At 43.6% G+C, this 15,358-nt stretch carries 12 protein-coding genes; 3 read left to right on the forward strand and 9 right to left on the reverse strand.

The features are described 5' to 3' along the window. The first annotated feature begins 219 nt into the window (after positions 1-219). The 3 genes from bslm_RS17255 (at position 220) to bslm_RS17265 (ending at position 4,725) form a co-directional block, all read left to right on the forward strand. On the forward strand, positions 220-2,715 hold the full coding sequence (locus bslm_RS17255) for a PEP/pyruvate-binding domain-containing protein (RefSeq protein WP_003243243.1): 2,496 nt from the start codon (positions 220-222) through the stop codon (positions 2,713-2,715). Positions 2,716-2,790: 75 nt separating this feature from the next. Continuing rightward, complete coding sequence (locus tag bslm_RS17260; RefSeq protein ID WP_003244088.1) at positions 2,791-3,360, forward strand: TetR/AcrR family transcriptional regulator; 570 nt, start codon at positions 2,791-2,793, stop codon at positions 3,358-3,360. Between the two features lie 30 nt (positions 3,361-3,390). Next, entirely contained in the window at positions 3,391-4,725 is a 1,335-nt protein-coding gene (locus bslm_RS17265; protein WP_003242625.1) for an MFS transporter, read from the forward strand. Between the two features lie 47 nt (positions 4,726-4,772). Here the strand turns inward: bslm_RS17265 and minJ are convergent, their stop codons facing one another. The 9 genes from minJ to secA form a co-directional block, all read right to left on the reverse strand. Continuing rightward, the gene (gene minJ, locus bslm_RS17270; RefSeq protein ID WP_003242631.1) at positions 4,773-5,966 is read right to left on the reverse strand and encodes a cell division topological determinant MinJ; all 1,194 of its coding nucleotides are present in this window, start codon (positions 5,964-5,966) and stop codon (positions 4,773-4,775) included. 78 nt (positions 5,967-6,044) lie between these two features. Continuing rightward, the gene (gene swrA, locus bslm_RS17275) at positions 6,045-6,398 is read right to left on the reverse strand and encodes a swarming motility protein SwrAA (RefSeq protein ID WP_015251121.1); all 354 of its coding nucleotides are present in this window, start codon (positions 6,396-6,398) and stop codon (positions 6,045-6,047) included. Positions 6,399-6,781: 383 nt separating this feature from the next. Then, positions 6,782-8,224 carry a carboxy-terminal processing protease CtpB gene (ctpB, locus tag bslm_RS17280; protein ID WP_003228041.1) on the reverse strand — a complete coding sequence of 481 codons (1,443 nt, stop codon included), beginning with the start codon at positions 8,222-8,224 and terminating at the stop codon, positions 6,782-6,784. A 139-nt stretch (positions 8,225-8,363) separates the two neighbouring features. Further along, positions 8,364-9,254, reverse strand: a complete 891-nt coding sequence (gene ftsX / locus bslm_RS17285; RefSeq protein ID WP_009968247.1) for a permease-like cell division protein FtsX — start codon at positions 9,252-9,254, stop codon at positions 8,364-8,366. Beyond that, a complete protein-coding gene (ftsE, locus tag bslm_RS17290) occupies positions 9,247-9,933 on the reverse strand; it encodes a cell division ATP-binding protein FtsE (RefSeq protein WP_003228039.1) in 687 nt (228 codons plus the stop codon). Before ftsE ends, ftsX begins: the two co-directional genes overlap by 8 nt. Positions 9,934-10,166: 233 nt before the next feature. Next, positions 10,167-10,505 carry a cytochrome c551 gene (cccB, locus tag bslm_RS17295; protein ID WP_003242725.1) on the reverse strand — a complete coding sequence of 113 codons (339 nt, stop codon included), beginning with the start codon at positions 10,503-10,505 and terminating at the stop codon, positions 10,167-10,169. A gap of 48 nt (positions 10,506-10,553) precedes the next feature. Continuing rightward, complete coding sequence (locus bslm_RS17300; protein ID WP_003242677.1) at positions 10,554-11,399, reverse strand: YitT family protein; 846 nt, start codon at positions 11,397-11,399, stop codon at positions 10,554-10,556. A gap of 165 nt (positions 11,400-11,564) precedes the next feature. After that, a protein-coding gene (prfB, locus tag bslm_RS17305) for a peptide chain release factor 2 (RefSeq protein ID WP_010886623.1) occupies positions 11,565-12,666 on the reverse strand; the annotation gives its coding sequence in 2 pieces (ribosomal slippage) (positions 11,565-12,593 and positions 12,595-12,666; 1,101 coding nt in all). Positions 12,667-12,735: 69 nt separating this feature from the next. Continuing rightward, positions 12,736-15,261: a preprotein translocase subunit SecA gene (secA, locus tag bslm_RS17310; RefSeq protein ID WP_003228033.1), complete on the reverse strand. Its 2,526-nt coding sequence runs from the start codon at positions 15,259-15,261 to the stop codon at positions 12,736-12,738. Positions 15,262-15,358: the final 97 nt, after the last annotated feature.

Genomic DNA, 15,358 nt, shown 5'->3' on the forward strand with positions numbered 1-15,358 from the left:
AAAAGAAAATAGGCATACAGTACCAGTACGGCCGCATTTTTCAGGATAATATAACCAACTTAACTATTCATTTTATTTAGGACTTTCTGCGTTTGACAGCATTTTCCTGAAAACCTACAATTAAATGATAGTGTTTACTATCATTTTTTAAACACAGGCTCCGCAATAAAAAGACTAGAGAGAAAAACAAAATGAATGAAGAAAAGAGGGGTTTCAAATATGTATTCTGTTTTATTTCGCCAGGCAGAAGAGTCCAGCCAGCTGGCTGGAGCAAAAGGAATGAATTTGATTAAATTGACCAAACACGGTCTTCCTGTTCCGGACGGGTTTATTATTCAAACGAATGCGCTCGCACGTTTTATGGAGGACAACCAGCTTCAAGAGACTAGTGAAAACGTCGAAGGCGGGATCATTTCCGGAACATTTTCGGATGAGCTGAAAGATGAGCTGACTAGTTCCTTTTATAAGCTTAGAGAATCATATCGATCCGTAGCCGTGCGTTCTTCGTCTGCTTCGGAAGATTTAGAAGGCGCCTCATTCGCGGGTCAATATGAAACCTACTTAAATATCAAAACAGAGGAAGAGTTTCTGGCTAAAGTGAAAGAATGCTGGGCCTCATTTTTTTCTGGGCGGGTCAGCAGCTATAAGAAAAAAATGAACAATCAAATCGCAGAGCCGTTAATGGGAATAGTCGTTCAGGGGCTGATCGATTCAGAAATGTCAGGTGTTATCTTCAGCCGCAACCCTGTTACCCATGATGATAGAGAGCTTTTAATCAGCGCCAGCTACGGGTTGGGTGAAGCTGTTGTTTCAGGAAATGTTACCCCAGACACGTTCATTGTTAATAAATCTTCGTTTGAGATTCAGAAAGAAATAGGTGCAAAGGAAATCTACATGGAGTCTGCGGCAGAAGGAATTGCTGAAAAAGAAACGAGTGAAGACATGCGCAGCCGTTTTTGCCTTACAGATGAACAAGTGATTGAATTGGCTGAAATCACAAAAAAAACCGAAGACCTGTACGGATATCCTGTTGATATAGAATTTGGAATTGCTGATCATCAAATATACCTTCTGCAAGCTCGCCCGATTACAACCATTGATCAGGACAAAAAAGCGGCAGAAGAAAAACGCAGCTTCATGATTACCGACACTGATATGAATGATTTCTGGCTTAACATGGAGTCTAATATTGAAGGTCCGGTGAGTCCGTTATTTTCATCCTTCATCGTGCCGGCATTGGAATATGGCTTGAAGAAGAGCATGCAAAAGTTTCCGATTGGTGTAGTTGTTGATGAAGTAAAACTTTATCGCGGACATATTTATTCCAAAAACCAAGGCGGACAGCAGCCTCCTTCTGAAGACTGCGGCAAAGAGCTTTTCCCGATTTTATCGGAGCATATGTATGACATCATCAATCACACATACCTCCCTTTTTACCGGACACTGGACCAGCTCGCACAAACTGAGCATACCGCAGAAAGCGCACTGGAAGCTTTTCAAAAACTAAAGGCCTTTTATCTCACGGCTTATGAAGAGCACTTTAATATCGTTTTCCCGCAAATCCTTTTAACAAACAAACTGCAAGCGATGTATCAGGACATTCAAGGAGAGTCCGAAAACGCTCATTTTTACGAGATGCTGACAGGAAAAATGAACAAATCACTGGAAACGGACCGTTGCTTATGGCTATTTTCTGTGGAAGTTCAGGAGAACCCGAACCTTCTGGCCATTTTTGAAAACAACAAGCCTGAACAGCTCCAGGAGAAATTGGAACAAACAGATGAGGGAAGACACTTCCTGAAGAACGTCCATGAATTCTTGCAAGAATACGGATGGAGATCTGTTAAAAGTCATGATCTGATTGAACAAATCTGGGTGGAAAATCCGTATTTCGCTCTGGCCAATATTCAAAATTATGTCCGTAATGGCTATCATTTTGACAATGAATTTCAGAAAACAAAAGAAAAACGAGAGAAATTATACAATGAATTCTTGGAAAGCATAGAAGATCCCGGTTTACGCACCGAATTTGACCGCTATTATCAATGGACACTGAACTCTGCAAATATAAAAGATGATCACCACTTTTATATTGACGCCATGCTGGATGCCAAGGCGAGAATCTTTCTGCTGAAGATAGGTGAATTGCTGGCGGAAAACGGTGTCATTCAAGATCGGGAGGACCTTTGGTTCTTATATGACGACGAAGTGGAACAAGCGCTTCTTCACCCTGTATCCCTGCAAGAAAAGGCTGAAAAACGCAGACAGATTTTTCATGAGTATGAGCTGGCCCAAGCCCCGGCCTACCTCGGCACCCCGACAAAAGAACAGCTCAAAGCAGCTGAAGAAATTGTCGGCGCTGTGATAGAGGATGAAAAAAACACAGAGAATCATATTTTTGGCATTGCGGCATCAAGCGGCATTGCGACAGGTCCGGTGAAAATCATTCGGGACGCCAATGAATTTTCTCAATTCGCGCCTGGAGACGTACTCGTTTGCAAGATGACCACACCGCTATGGACCAGCCTGTTTCAAGACGCCAAAGCGATTATTACAGACACAGGCGGCATTTTGTCTCACGCTGCGATTATTGCCCGTGAATACGGCATTCCAGCCGTTCTCGGCACACGCACGGCAACCGAAAGACTGCGAGACGGTGACATCATCACTGTTGACGGAAGCAGCGGCAAAATCACAGTTGTCAGCCGGTCCTGATGCGTCCCCCTCTTTCTTATACAAGCGGGGCGGGTGTATACTTGTCCTGCCAGTATATTCGTGAGGTGAAACGTATTGAGACCGACAAACAAGAGAATCCTTGATGCTGCCATGCAGCTGCTCGTCAAAAAAGGATATCGCGCAACGACTACAAAAGAAATTGCAGAAAAAGCAAATGTAAGTGAAGCGACGATTTTCAGGAACTTTAAAAACAAACAAGGACTAGTTGAGGCTTTGCTTTCTCAGCATTCTTCAAACAGAGGCAGCATTTTGGAACAAACAGAAGGGGATTTGTACAAAGACCTGCTTCATATCGGAACCTGTCTCTTGGAGGAGCTCGAACATAGAAAAGATATCATTAAAATCAGCTTTCGTGAACCGGCCATGTTTCAGGATGTCATTAACCACGTCACTGAATATCCCCAATCTATGAAACAGCTATTGGTTGATTATCTCAAAACGATGGGTGAGAAAGGGGTTATTCAGACAGGAAATGAAGCGGAACATGCCGACGTGTTCATGTCGATTATCTTCGGTTATTTCATTCACCGTCTCCACTTAGGAGACCGGGTCATATCAATGCCCCAGGAAAAAATGCTGGAGCATAGCACAGCTCTATTTGTCAAAGGAATTTCTGCTGATTAACTCCTTGGCATAATAAAAAGGAGGATCCCAATGAGCTCAAGAAAAGAATGGGCGCTGATCGTCTCGCTATTATTGGGGGCCATTCTGGTTCCCATTAACTCAACGATGATCGCGGTCGCGCTCTCATCTATTTCCCATACGTATAACGAGTCCATCGCAAGCATCACTTGGGTGGTTACCGTTTATTTAATCGTGATGGCAGTCACACAGCCGATTGCAGGAAAGCTCGGTGACATGTACGGCAATAAAACAATGTACTTATGGGGAGTCGGCCTTTTTCTAATCGCATCTCTAGGCTGCGCCCTTTCACCGAGTCTGCTCCTGTTAATTGTCTTTCGGGCATTGCAGGCTGTCGGCGGGGCATTGCTTACGCCAAACAGCATTGCCATTATCCGGCATGTTGTTTCTGAAAAACGCCTACCGAAAGTGTTTGGATTTTTCGGACTGGGCGCGGGACTTGGTGCAGCACTCGGGCCTTTTATCGGCTCTATACTGATTGACAGCTTCAGCTGGCATTCGATTTTTTGGGTCAACATCCCGTTCCTCGCCATTGCTTTATTTACGGCATTAACGATGTTTCCTCAATATAAAGAAAATAAATCTGACGCGCCGCTGGATATCATCGGCTCTCTCTTGCTTGCAGGCAGCATCGTTTCCATTATCCTGCTGACGAAAAATGAGGCTCCATGGGGATATACTGTATACAGTGTATTGATACTTCTTTTTGTTCCGCTTTTTTTCAGAAGAGAAAAACGTACCCAGCACCCCATCATTGACTTTGCACTGTTTAAAAGCTCAACCTTTACAAATGCGAATCTATCAGTCTTGTTAAGCAATTTGATGATGTATGCCGTCTTATTGATTATGCCGTTATTTATGACGAACCAATTTGGGCTTAATACATCTAACAGCGGGATGGCGCTTTCTGTATTTTCGATCTTCATGTCAGCCAGCAACTGGGTGGGCGCGCAGCTCCATCACAAATGGGGAGCCAAAAAAATCATTTTTCTTTCATTTGCCATGATGGCTGGTGCGAATCTATTATTTTTGCTGTTAAGCAGCTCGCATTCTGTCTTGTTCCTCATGCTCTCTCTTATCCTTGGCGGGCTCGCTTCCGGAGTCGGTCTGACCAGCATGCAGGTTTCATCCCTTGCCACAGTAGACCCCGGTATGTCAGGAGTGGCATCTGGGATTTTCTCGACCTTCCGTTATTTCGGAAGCATCATTTCATCAGCCTTAATTGGCCTGATTTCGGGATATCACACCCTATTTATGATTCTCTTTGCTGTATCCATCATCGGCGTTTTTGTTTCATTGGGCATCAAATCTGATGAAACGGCACGGATAGAAAAAAACTCAGCGTAACACAAAACAGCCCGGCATCGCATCATCCTGCGGTGCCGGGCTGCCTTTTATGATCCCGAAGCGACTGCTTCGTCTTCACGGTCATCCTTTACGAAGAGGATGCCCAATTCATGATGTTCTCCTTCATAAGAAGCTCGCTGGTCAAAACGAATTTCTCCATTCAAACCGATAATTTCAAGCTTTACATATGCACGGTTATGCTGAAGCGCTTCATAGAAATCAGAAACGTTCTTAACCGGTATGCCATTGACTTTCGTTATGATTTCCCCGATTTTCAATTCCAGATCCTCAGCCGGCGTATTGGGGATAATCCCAAGCACCATTAAGCCCTGATCCCTTTTCGAGAAATAAAACGGAGCCGCGTTATCATTCACTCTTTGCTTTATGGACAGAAAAATACGCCCTAACAAAGCGGTACAGACCGCTGCACCCGCAAGCGGCGTCCACAGTAAGCTCGCTGCACCGAGAACTGCGACGGCAAGACCGAGAATACAAACGCGTTTCGCTGTGATCCTTATACTCGTTTCAGGCAGCGATCCCTGTACCCTTTGTCCAAATCCGACAAAGTAAGGAATCCATAGAAAATGGAATGAGCCGCCGGGAACCGTAAACACGGGCCACCAGCTAAGGTGCGATTCTAAACCATTACCGGGCACGAGAAGGAACAGCGGCAAAAGCCAAACCCGGTTTGCCAGCTGCTGTCCGATCGGCAAACCGCGGCTGCTTACGACAAGTGCCGGTGATGTTCTCACATGCGCAGAACGATAAGCAACCGCTCCTTCAGTGATAATCAGCAAACCTAGAAACACAGCCACAGCCGGCCAAACAACTGCAAATCCTTGCGGAAATCTCTCCAGAAAGGGCTCCGCCTGATATATTTGCAGTCCAAAACCTATCAGCATACTCACACTGACGATATATGCAGCAGACATCCAGTTTGCGCGAAGAGTGAACGCTGCCGCTGCAGTGATAACGGCAATAATCGCAAGTAAACCGAGAGGAATCGATATTCCGAGTCCACCTAAAATAACTGACAAAAGAAGACCTGGAATCAGTCCCTTTGTATATGTAAATTTCAGATCATCATAAATATCTGCTATTCTTGTATGAAAGGTTTTTCGTTCCCGTTTGATTCTTACATAGCCGAAAGCCAAGGTTATGATGATAAAAAACCAGAAAAGCGGGTGTAAGAAGAACAAGCCCGCGCTTTTTAACAGTTCAATTCCCCATTGAACAGACACTATCTCTCACCGCCTCAAGCCAAACATGTTACTCATATTCTATCAAATATTAAATGGCTTGGATATCCTCAGGAGAGTTTATCTCTCTTGCGTCATCCACAGCGTGACATTCGATAGTGAAAAATCCTTTAAATAGTGGTTTACATCCACATCCAATAACCCGCTGATTAGATGCATCGACCTTTTTATATCTGTCAGATTAATTCCTAATCGCTTATGGTTTTTCATTAAGTAGTTAAAATAATGTTTGGCGCATTCCTCATTAATGTCATTTACTGATTCGACATTGGTGTAATTGACCAAATATCTGCTGAACAGCATAAGAAGACTTAGTGCTTTTGTAGCTGAAAATGTTACGTCTTGTGTTCTGTCTTTTAATTGTTCCACTAATTCATAATATTTTTTTTCACGCACAATACTTGCCCTCTTCAATTGTGAACCCCCATTTTCTTTATACAGATAAGCACGGGCCAGTATAAGCAGCAGTACTGGAGTGCTAACAAGCATTCTCGCTAACGTTACTCTTTAAATACCTGTCGTTCAGCTGCCATTAACCTGATTACTGTTCTTTTTAGAACCTTCTTATATTGTATGAAGTAAACAAAGACTAGGCAACTTGCAAAAGTTTCATTTTAAATGCATATTAACTCGTTAGAAAGTCTCTCTCATATATTGATATCGGGTAATAACAGTCCTTTATAAATGTTTATTTGTGAAAATTTTTTTAATTTCTTGTCAAAAACTCATTTTTTATGTGACTTATGATCCATAATCTCTTTAAGCACAAAGAAACAGGAGATGGAATACCATCTCCTTTAATTGACAAATAATGATTTCAATGCTGTTTGAAGCTGCAAATCATTTTTTTCATCTGATTTTTTCTTTTCTATCTGCTGATTTAATGTCTCTGCAGTGCGAGTGTCGATCACACCGGTTTTATTCAGCTTGTTTTGATCCTGAAAAGCCATAACCGCTTTTTTCATGTCTTTGCTGAAATAGCCATCCTCACGTCCCGGATCAAAGCTGAGACCTTTTAACAATACCTGCGCATGCTTGACGTCTTCATTGTTCATGTCCACTTTAAGCGGCTCTTTCAGCTGTAAGGGCCCGGCGGAAAAATAATCGGGCTGCTTAATCGCAATGGTCGGTTCAATTCCTTTCTTATGAATCCAGTTTCCATTTGGCGTCAGCCACTTGTAAAGCGTTAATTTGATGTTGCTGCCGTCCCCCATTGGCACAGCCTGTTGAACCGTTCCCTTTCCAAAAGACGTATCGCCTACAACATCATAATGGCCAGCTTCCTTTAATGCGCCGGCAAGAATTTCTGATGCAGAGGCACTTCCTTTATCCGTAATCACATTGACAGGGTACGCTTTTTTATGGGTCAATGTTGAAAAATAACGTTTTTTATCTCCATTGCGTTCAGCAATCTGAATATACGGCTGATCCTTTGTAACGAAATGCTTAAGAATTTCTTCCACACTTTGAAGATATCCACCCGGGTTGCCGCGTACATCAATGACAAGTCCTTCTATTTCTTTTTTCTCAAGCTCCCTCAGCGCTTTTGCAAAATCCTCTGCGGTGTGCTCAGAAAAAGTAGAGATGGCAATATATCCGACAGAATGCCCCTGTACTTTTTTCTCTGATGCAAAAACCGTTTCGAGCGGAATCTCAGCTCTCTTGATCCGGAATGACAACTGCTTCTTCGTTCCAGGCCGCTGAATCTTCATTGAAACGCTGGACCCTTTTTTTCCTCTTATTTTTAACACAGCGTGGTTTAAATCCTTGCCGGCCATCGATTCTCCATTGATGCTGATAATTTCATCATTAGGCTTCAACCCGGCTTTTTCCGCTGGCGATTTCTTGAATGGAGAAACAATAATAATTTTGCCGTCTTCCATTCCAACCTCAGCCCCGATGCCTTCAAATGAGGAATCAAGAGAATCAGAAAATTGCTTAGCTGTCTGCTTGTCCATGTAAACAGAATAAGGATCATTTAGCGTAGACAGCATTCCCTGGATGGCTCCCTCGAGCAGCTTTTCTCTATCTACTTTTTCTACGTACTCATTCGAAATTAACTCATACGCTTTTTCGATTTTGTCCATAGCTTTATCCCGTTCAGAGTCAGCTTGTGCCGTCGCGGGAACTGCTGCAGTCTGGGGCTTATCCATCTCAAGCAGGTTGATTCCCGCATATACACCGGCGCCTCCGAACAGCATGCTCCCTGCTGCTATCACAGCCATTATTTTTTGATTCATCCTTTACTCCTCCTGTATGCCAGACTGTCTTTACCAAAACCTAGAGATAGTATATGTAAAGGATGGAGATTTCATGTAATCATAGAAGAAAAAGAAGGCAAATGAAAAGCCGTCCCGAAAACGGAACGGCTTTTTCACTTTATACTCGCAGAAACTTGCGGATGGAAGTCAGACTTCCCCATACTCCAATTACTGCGCCGATTGCAATCAGCACTAGCGAAACTTGGAATACAAATGGATTATAAGGAAGAAGAGAGACAAATGATCCTTGAACCTTTGGAACGACCCATCCGATGACGTATTGGTAAGTGCTCAGCACCAGTGCAATCGGAATCACAGAACCGAATACGCCTAGCAGCAATCCTTCAAGGAAAAACGGCCAGCGGATAAACCAGTTTGTCGCGCCGACAAGCTTCATGATTTCAATTTCTTTTCTTCTTGCGAAAATTGTAATTTTAATGGTGTTGGAAATTAAGAACATCGCCGTAAATACCAGGCCGATAATTAACGCGATTCCGATGTTGCGGGAAACGCCGACCACTTTAAACAAACGGCTGACCTCTTCTTTTCCATAAGTGACTTTATAAACATGATCCATTTTTTCGATCTTTTTCGCCACGTTCGGCGTATCATGCGGATCTGTCGTTTTGACGACAAACGCATCATTAAGCGGGTTTTCCTGATCCTTCATTGTCAGGGATTTTCCGCTGTCACCAAAACTGTCAACCAGCTGGTCAAGCTCTTTTTCTTTAGATGAAAAAGTGACACTCTGAATGCCCTTCAGTTCCTTAATATCGTTCTGAAGCTTGTCCTGTGCCTTCTGATCTGCAGTCAGATCAATCAGCACTTTGATTTCGACTTGTTTTTCTGCATTCGTGGCCATGTTATTCAAATTCAGCATAATCACTAAAAACACGCCGACTAAAATCAGCGTAACGGTTACAGCACTAATGGATGCAAATGTCATCCATGTGTTTCTCCCGAGAGATTTAAAACTCTCACGCAAGTGGCGCCCGAGAATTTTAATCATATGAACCATACTCCCCTCTTGACTCATCACGCACAATGATACCATCTTCGATTGCAATGACACGTTTCTTCATGGTGTTTACGATTTCTTTATTATGTGTCGCCATCACGACTGTTGTCCCGCGGTTGTTAATTTCCTCCAGCGTCTTCATGACTTCCCAGGACGTATCCGGATCAAGGTTTCCTGTCGGTTCATCAGCAATGACAACATCAGGGTTGTTCACAATTGATCTGGCAATAGATACACGCTGCTGCTCCCCGCCTGAAAGCTGGTCAGGAAATTGTCGCGCTTTATGCTTCAGCTGCACGAGATCAAGCACTTCAAGCACCCGTTTCTTAATGACAGACGGCTGTTCTCCAATCACTTCAAGGGCAAATGCCACATTTTCAAAAACAGTAAGTTTCGGAAGAAGCTTGAAATCCTGAAAGACAACACCTATTTTGCGGCGCACGAAAGGAATCTCTTTTTCTTTAATTGTCGCGAGATCTTTATGATTGATTAAAATTTGTCCTTTTGTCGGTTTTTCTTCTCTGTAAATCATTTTAATAAAAGTAGATTTACCTGCTCCGCTCGGACCAACAACATACACAAACTCGCCGGGATGAATGGTAACAGAAATCCCATTGAGTGCTTTTACGCCGTTCGGATAGGCTTTATATACTTCCTTCATCTCTATCATGAAATCACCTAATCTTTTATATCATTTTATCTATCACACGGTCATACTCTTCGAATGCATTCGACAATTTATGACCCATTCATTTGTAAAAAGATGAAAAATCTGAAAGTTCCCTTTTTCAATACACTTCATTATACGTCAAATTTAGACATAATACTATTACAGTTTCTTTTCATTCATATTGTCAAGGCATAAAAACATCCTTGCCAGCACTCGGCAAGGATGTTTTTATCTTACTTTTTTTCTGACAGCCATTTGGCAATAACAGCGGCTTCGTTATCATCTACAAGCCCCTTTGGCATATTGCCGCGGCCGTTTTTAATAATGCTTTCAATTTTGTGTTCATCGTATTTGCCTCCGACCTCTTGGAGATTAGGCCCTGACACACCTTCTAAATCCTTGCCGTGGCAGCCTACGCAGCTTTGCTGATATAATTCTTCCCCTTCAGATGCAGTGGCTTCCGTCTTGCTGCCAGTGTCTGTCTTCTCTTCTTTTGCATCGTTTGATCCGCAGGCAGCCAACAGAACAGAAAGCGCAAATCCAATCATTAGTATCGATAACTTTGATTTCATGTTGAGAAGCACAACTCCTTTACGATCTCTTCCATATTATAACCTCGTTTAAGCGCGTTTGAAACCCTCGCCCAGCACCTCGCTCGCGTCTGCTACAATTACAAAAGCTGACTCATCAATCTGTTTGACGATTTGTTTCAATTTGGTGAATTCAGTTTGCCCAACCACGCACATTAAAATCGGACGGTCATCGTCAGTATATCCGCCGACTGCAGAAATTTTTGTCACGCCTCTGTCAATCTTCTGTAAGACAGCCTCCTTGACAGCCTGCTCCTGCTTTGTAATGATGAGCGCCATTTTTGAACGATTAAAGCCGACTTGCACAACATCAATGGTTTTGCTGGACACATAGACGCCAAGCATGGCATATAAGCCTTGCTCAATATTAAATACAATCATAGCCGTAACAACGATCATTCCGTCAATGATGGCGAGACACTTCCCCAATGACAGACCGGAGTACTTATGAATGATCTGTGCAGCCAAGGCTGTACCTCCCGTCGAACCTTTCCCTAAGTACACAATACCAATTCCGATACCTATCCCGACACCGCCAAAAATCGCCGCCAGGAGTTCATGATGAGTGGCGGGCTGAATATCCCTTGTCAGAAACACTACTAGCGGCAAAAACACAGAACCTGCAAGCGTCTTTAGTCCAAATTTCCCGCCGAGCAAAATGACGCCAGCAATAAATAAAGGGATATTAATAATCCACTGTACATACGCTGCTTCAAAACCATATGATTGTAAAATCGTACTGATCCCGCTGACCCCGCCGGCGGCAATCTTATTCGGAAGCAAAAATACATTAAAGGACACGGCCGTAATCGCTGCTCCTATCAATATGTATACATAATCCCGCAAAATCCACAATGTTTTATTCCGTACGTCCATCATATATCCTCCGTTTCTTCCAATGCTCTCCGATAGCATTTTAATCCTTCCCTGATTAGATGTAAATAACACCCAAATACAGTGGTAATATGCTAAAGCAGCAGTGAAATCAAGGATATAAGAAATAAAAAAACACACCCGTATGCATCAGGTGTGTTTTTCAGCTTATGAAAGCTTAGAACGCAGGTAGGCATCAATAAACGTATCAATGTCACCATCCATTACAGCTTGAACGTTCCCCATTTCTGTATTGGTCCGATGGTCTTTTACCATGGAATACGGATGGAATACATAAGAACGGATTTGGCTGCCCCAGCCGATTTCTTTTTGTTCACCGCGAATTTCATCCAGCTCTGCCTGCTGCTCTTCAATTCTGCGCTGATACAGCTTGGCCTTCAGCATTTTCATGGCTCTTTCACGGTTTTTAATTTGTGAGCGCTCCGTTTGGCATGTCACAACTACGTTCGTCGGCAAGTGAGTAATCCGAACGGCTGAATCCGTCGTATTGACGTGCTGTCCGCCCGCGCCGCTTGCACGGTACGTGTCAACTTTAATATCCTCCGTACGAATATCAATATCAATTTCATCGTTAAATTCAGGCATGACTTCACATGAAACGAAAGATGTGTGGCGGCGGCCTGATGAATCAAATGGTGAGATCCGCACAAGACGATGAACACCTTTTTCTGCTTTGAGATACCCGTAAGCGTTGTGTCCTTTGATGAGCAATGTCACTGACTTGATTCCCGCCTCGTCACCTGGAAGGTAATCGAGAGTCTCTACTTTAAAGCCGCGGCGCTCTCCCCATCTTGTATACATTCTAAGAAGCATAGAGCCCCAGTCCTGTGACTCTGTACCGCCAGCACCAGGGTGCAGTTCTAAAATCGCGTTATTTTTATCATACGGCTCGCTGAGAAGAAGCTGAAGCTCAAACTCATTGAACTCTTTTGTTAATGACTTTAGTTCTTTTTCAAGCTCAAGCTGGAGATCAGTGTCCGGCTCTTCTTTCAAAAGATCATGAGTCATTTGTAATTCTTCGTGGGATTCATTCAATTTTTTATACGAATTGACATAATCCTTTAAACCGTTTGCTTCATTTATAACCGTTTGAGCTTTTTGCTGATCATTCCAGAATTCCGGATCAGCCATTTGTTCATCTAGCTCAGCAATGCGGGCCTCCTTTGATTCGAGGTCAAAGAGACCCCCTAAAGTCCGCTAAACGAGAAGCCATATTTTCGAGCTCTGCTCTAATTTCTGATAATTCCATTTCATTCACCTCATTAAAAGATCCGCAGGCGCCTGCAGGCGCCGCGGTCAGTAAACTTGCCGGGGCGAACTATTCAGTACGGCCGCAGCAATTTTTATATTTTTTCCCGCTTCCGCAGTGGCATGGGGCATTTCGTCCGATATCAACCACTTTGCGAACCGGTGCTTTCTTTGCTTTTTTGTTATCGTCGCCTTCTTGCGGCTGATGAGCTGTTGTTTGACCTTGTACAACCTCTTCACGCTCCAGATTGTTTTCAATCTCAGCTTTCATCACAAATTTTGCGACTTCGTCCTCAATTGATTCAATCATATGCTCAAACATCGCAAAACCTTCCATTTGATACTCACGAAGCGGGTTCGTCTGCGCGTAAGCACGAAGGTGAATCCCTTGGCGGAGCTGATCCATCGCATCAATATGATCCATCCATTTAGAATCAACGGCACGAAGAACGATAACTTTTTCGAATTCGCGCATTTGCTCTTTGCCGAATTGCTCTTCCTTCTCATTATATTTTGTGATGATGCGATCCATAATGAGCTCAAGCATTTCATCCGGTTCTTTGCCGAAGATATCGCTCTTCTCAAGTGCACCTTCATCAAGATAAGTTGTGTTGATAAGATCAACTAGACCGTCAAGCTTCCACTCCTCAGGAAGCTCTTCTCTTGGCGTATAGGCTGCAATTGCGCGTTCGAGAGAAGACTTGATCATATTTTCAACGATTTCACGCAGGTTTTCAGAGTCAATGACTTCAAAGCGCTGCTTATAAATGACCTCACGCTGCTGGCGGAGAACATCATCATATTGCAGAAGCTGTTTACGCGAATCGAAGTTATTGCCTTCGACGCGTTTTTGAGACGATTCAACCGCGCGAGATACCATTTTGCTTTGGATTGGAGTAGAGTCGTCCATGCCGAAGCGGTCAAGCATCGCCATTGTCCGCTCAGCTCCGAATCTGCGCATCAATTCATCTTCCATAGAAAGATAAAATTGAGTAATCCCCGGGTCTCCCTGACGTCCGGAACGACCTCGAAGCTGATTGTCAATCCGGCGTGATTCATGTCGTTCTGTTCCGACTACAGCGAGCCCGCCAAGCTCTTTTACACCTTCGCCAAGCTTAATGTCCGTTCCGCGCCCCGCCATGTTAGTCGCAATCGTAACTGCGCCTTTTTGGCCGGCCTCTTCAATGATCTGCGCTTCACGTTCATGGTTTTTGGCATTTAACACTTGATGCGGAATTCCTTTGTTTTTAAGCAGCTTAGAAATCAATTCAGATGTTTCAACGGCAACCGTACCGACTAGAACAGGCTGTCCCGTCATGTAACGCTGTGCGACATCCTCCGCAACTGCCTTAAACTTTCCTTCCATCGTGCGGTAAATTAAATCCGGGCGGTCATCACGGACAACAGGCCTGTTGGTAGGGATCGTGACAACCTGCATGTTGTAGATGTTGCGGAATTCTTCTTCCTCTGTCTTAGCTGTACCCGTCATACCGGCAAGTTTTTCGTACATTCGGAAGTAGTTTTGGAACGTAATCGTCGCCAAGGTCATGCTTTCGTTTTGAATCTCAAGCCCTTCCTTTGCTTCAATCGCTTGGTGAAGCCCCTCACTGTAGCGGCGGCCTTTCATCAGACGTCCCGTGAAGGAATCAACAATAACAACCTGTCCGTCTTCCACTACATAGTCAACGTCCTTTTGCATCGCAACGTGAGCTTTTAAGGCCTGGTTGATATGGTGGTTGAGCGCGACATGCTTCACATCAAAGAGGTTATCGATGCCGAATGCTTTTTCCGCCTTCGTCATTCCTTCTTCAGTAAGCTGTACAGCTTTTGTTTTGATATCGTACGTGTAATCCTTCTCCGCTTTTAACGTGCGGACAAAAGCATTTGCCTGTACGTACAGCTTAGTGGATTTTGCAGCTTGTCCAGAAATGATAAGCGGTGTTCTTGCTTCATCAATTAAAATAGAGTCAACTTCATCTATTACCGCAAAATGAAGCGGGCGCTGAACCATCTGCTCTTTATAAAGAACCATATTGTCACGCAAATAGTCGAAGCCAAGCTCGTTGTTTGTGGAGTAAGTAATATCAGCGGCATAAGCTTCCCGTTTTTCGTCTTTTGACATTGAGTTTAAATTCAAACCGACAGTCAAACCGAGAAACTCGAAAATTTTCCCCATTTGCTCAGCGTCACGGCTTGCCAAGTATTCGTTGACAGTCACGACGTGTACGCCTTTACCGGTTAACGCATTTAAATAAACAGGCAGGGTAGACGTTAATGTTTTCCCTTCCCCTGTTTTCATTTCCGCTATATTTCCGTCATGAAGCGCCACGCCCCCCATGAGCTGGACTTTAAACGGAAACATGCCTGTTACGCGGCGTGAAGCTTCTCGAACAACAGCGAAAGCTTCAACAAGAAGATCATCCGTTGTCGCCCCTTTTTCAAGACGCTCTTTAAATTCAATTGTTTTATGTTTCAATGCGTCGTCAGAGAGATTTTCATAGTCTCCGCGAATCGCATCAATATCGTTAGCAATTTTTTCGTATCTATTCAGCGTACGTTTTGTTGGATCAAACATTTTATTTAAAATTCCAAGCATTTATAACGCTCCTCTATCATCACACGCCTATTTTAGAGGCATGTATAAATAATTTACTAGTCCATGTATACCTCTCATTATCATATCATACCTTTTG

Origin of the sequence: Bacillus sp. LM 4-2, assembly GCF_000978495.1 — a bacterium.
Taxonomy (GTDB): Bacteria; Bacillota; Bacilli; order Bacillales; family Bacillaceae; genus Bacillus; species Bacillus subtilis.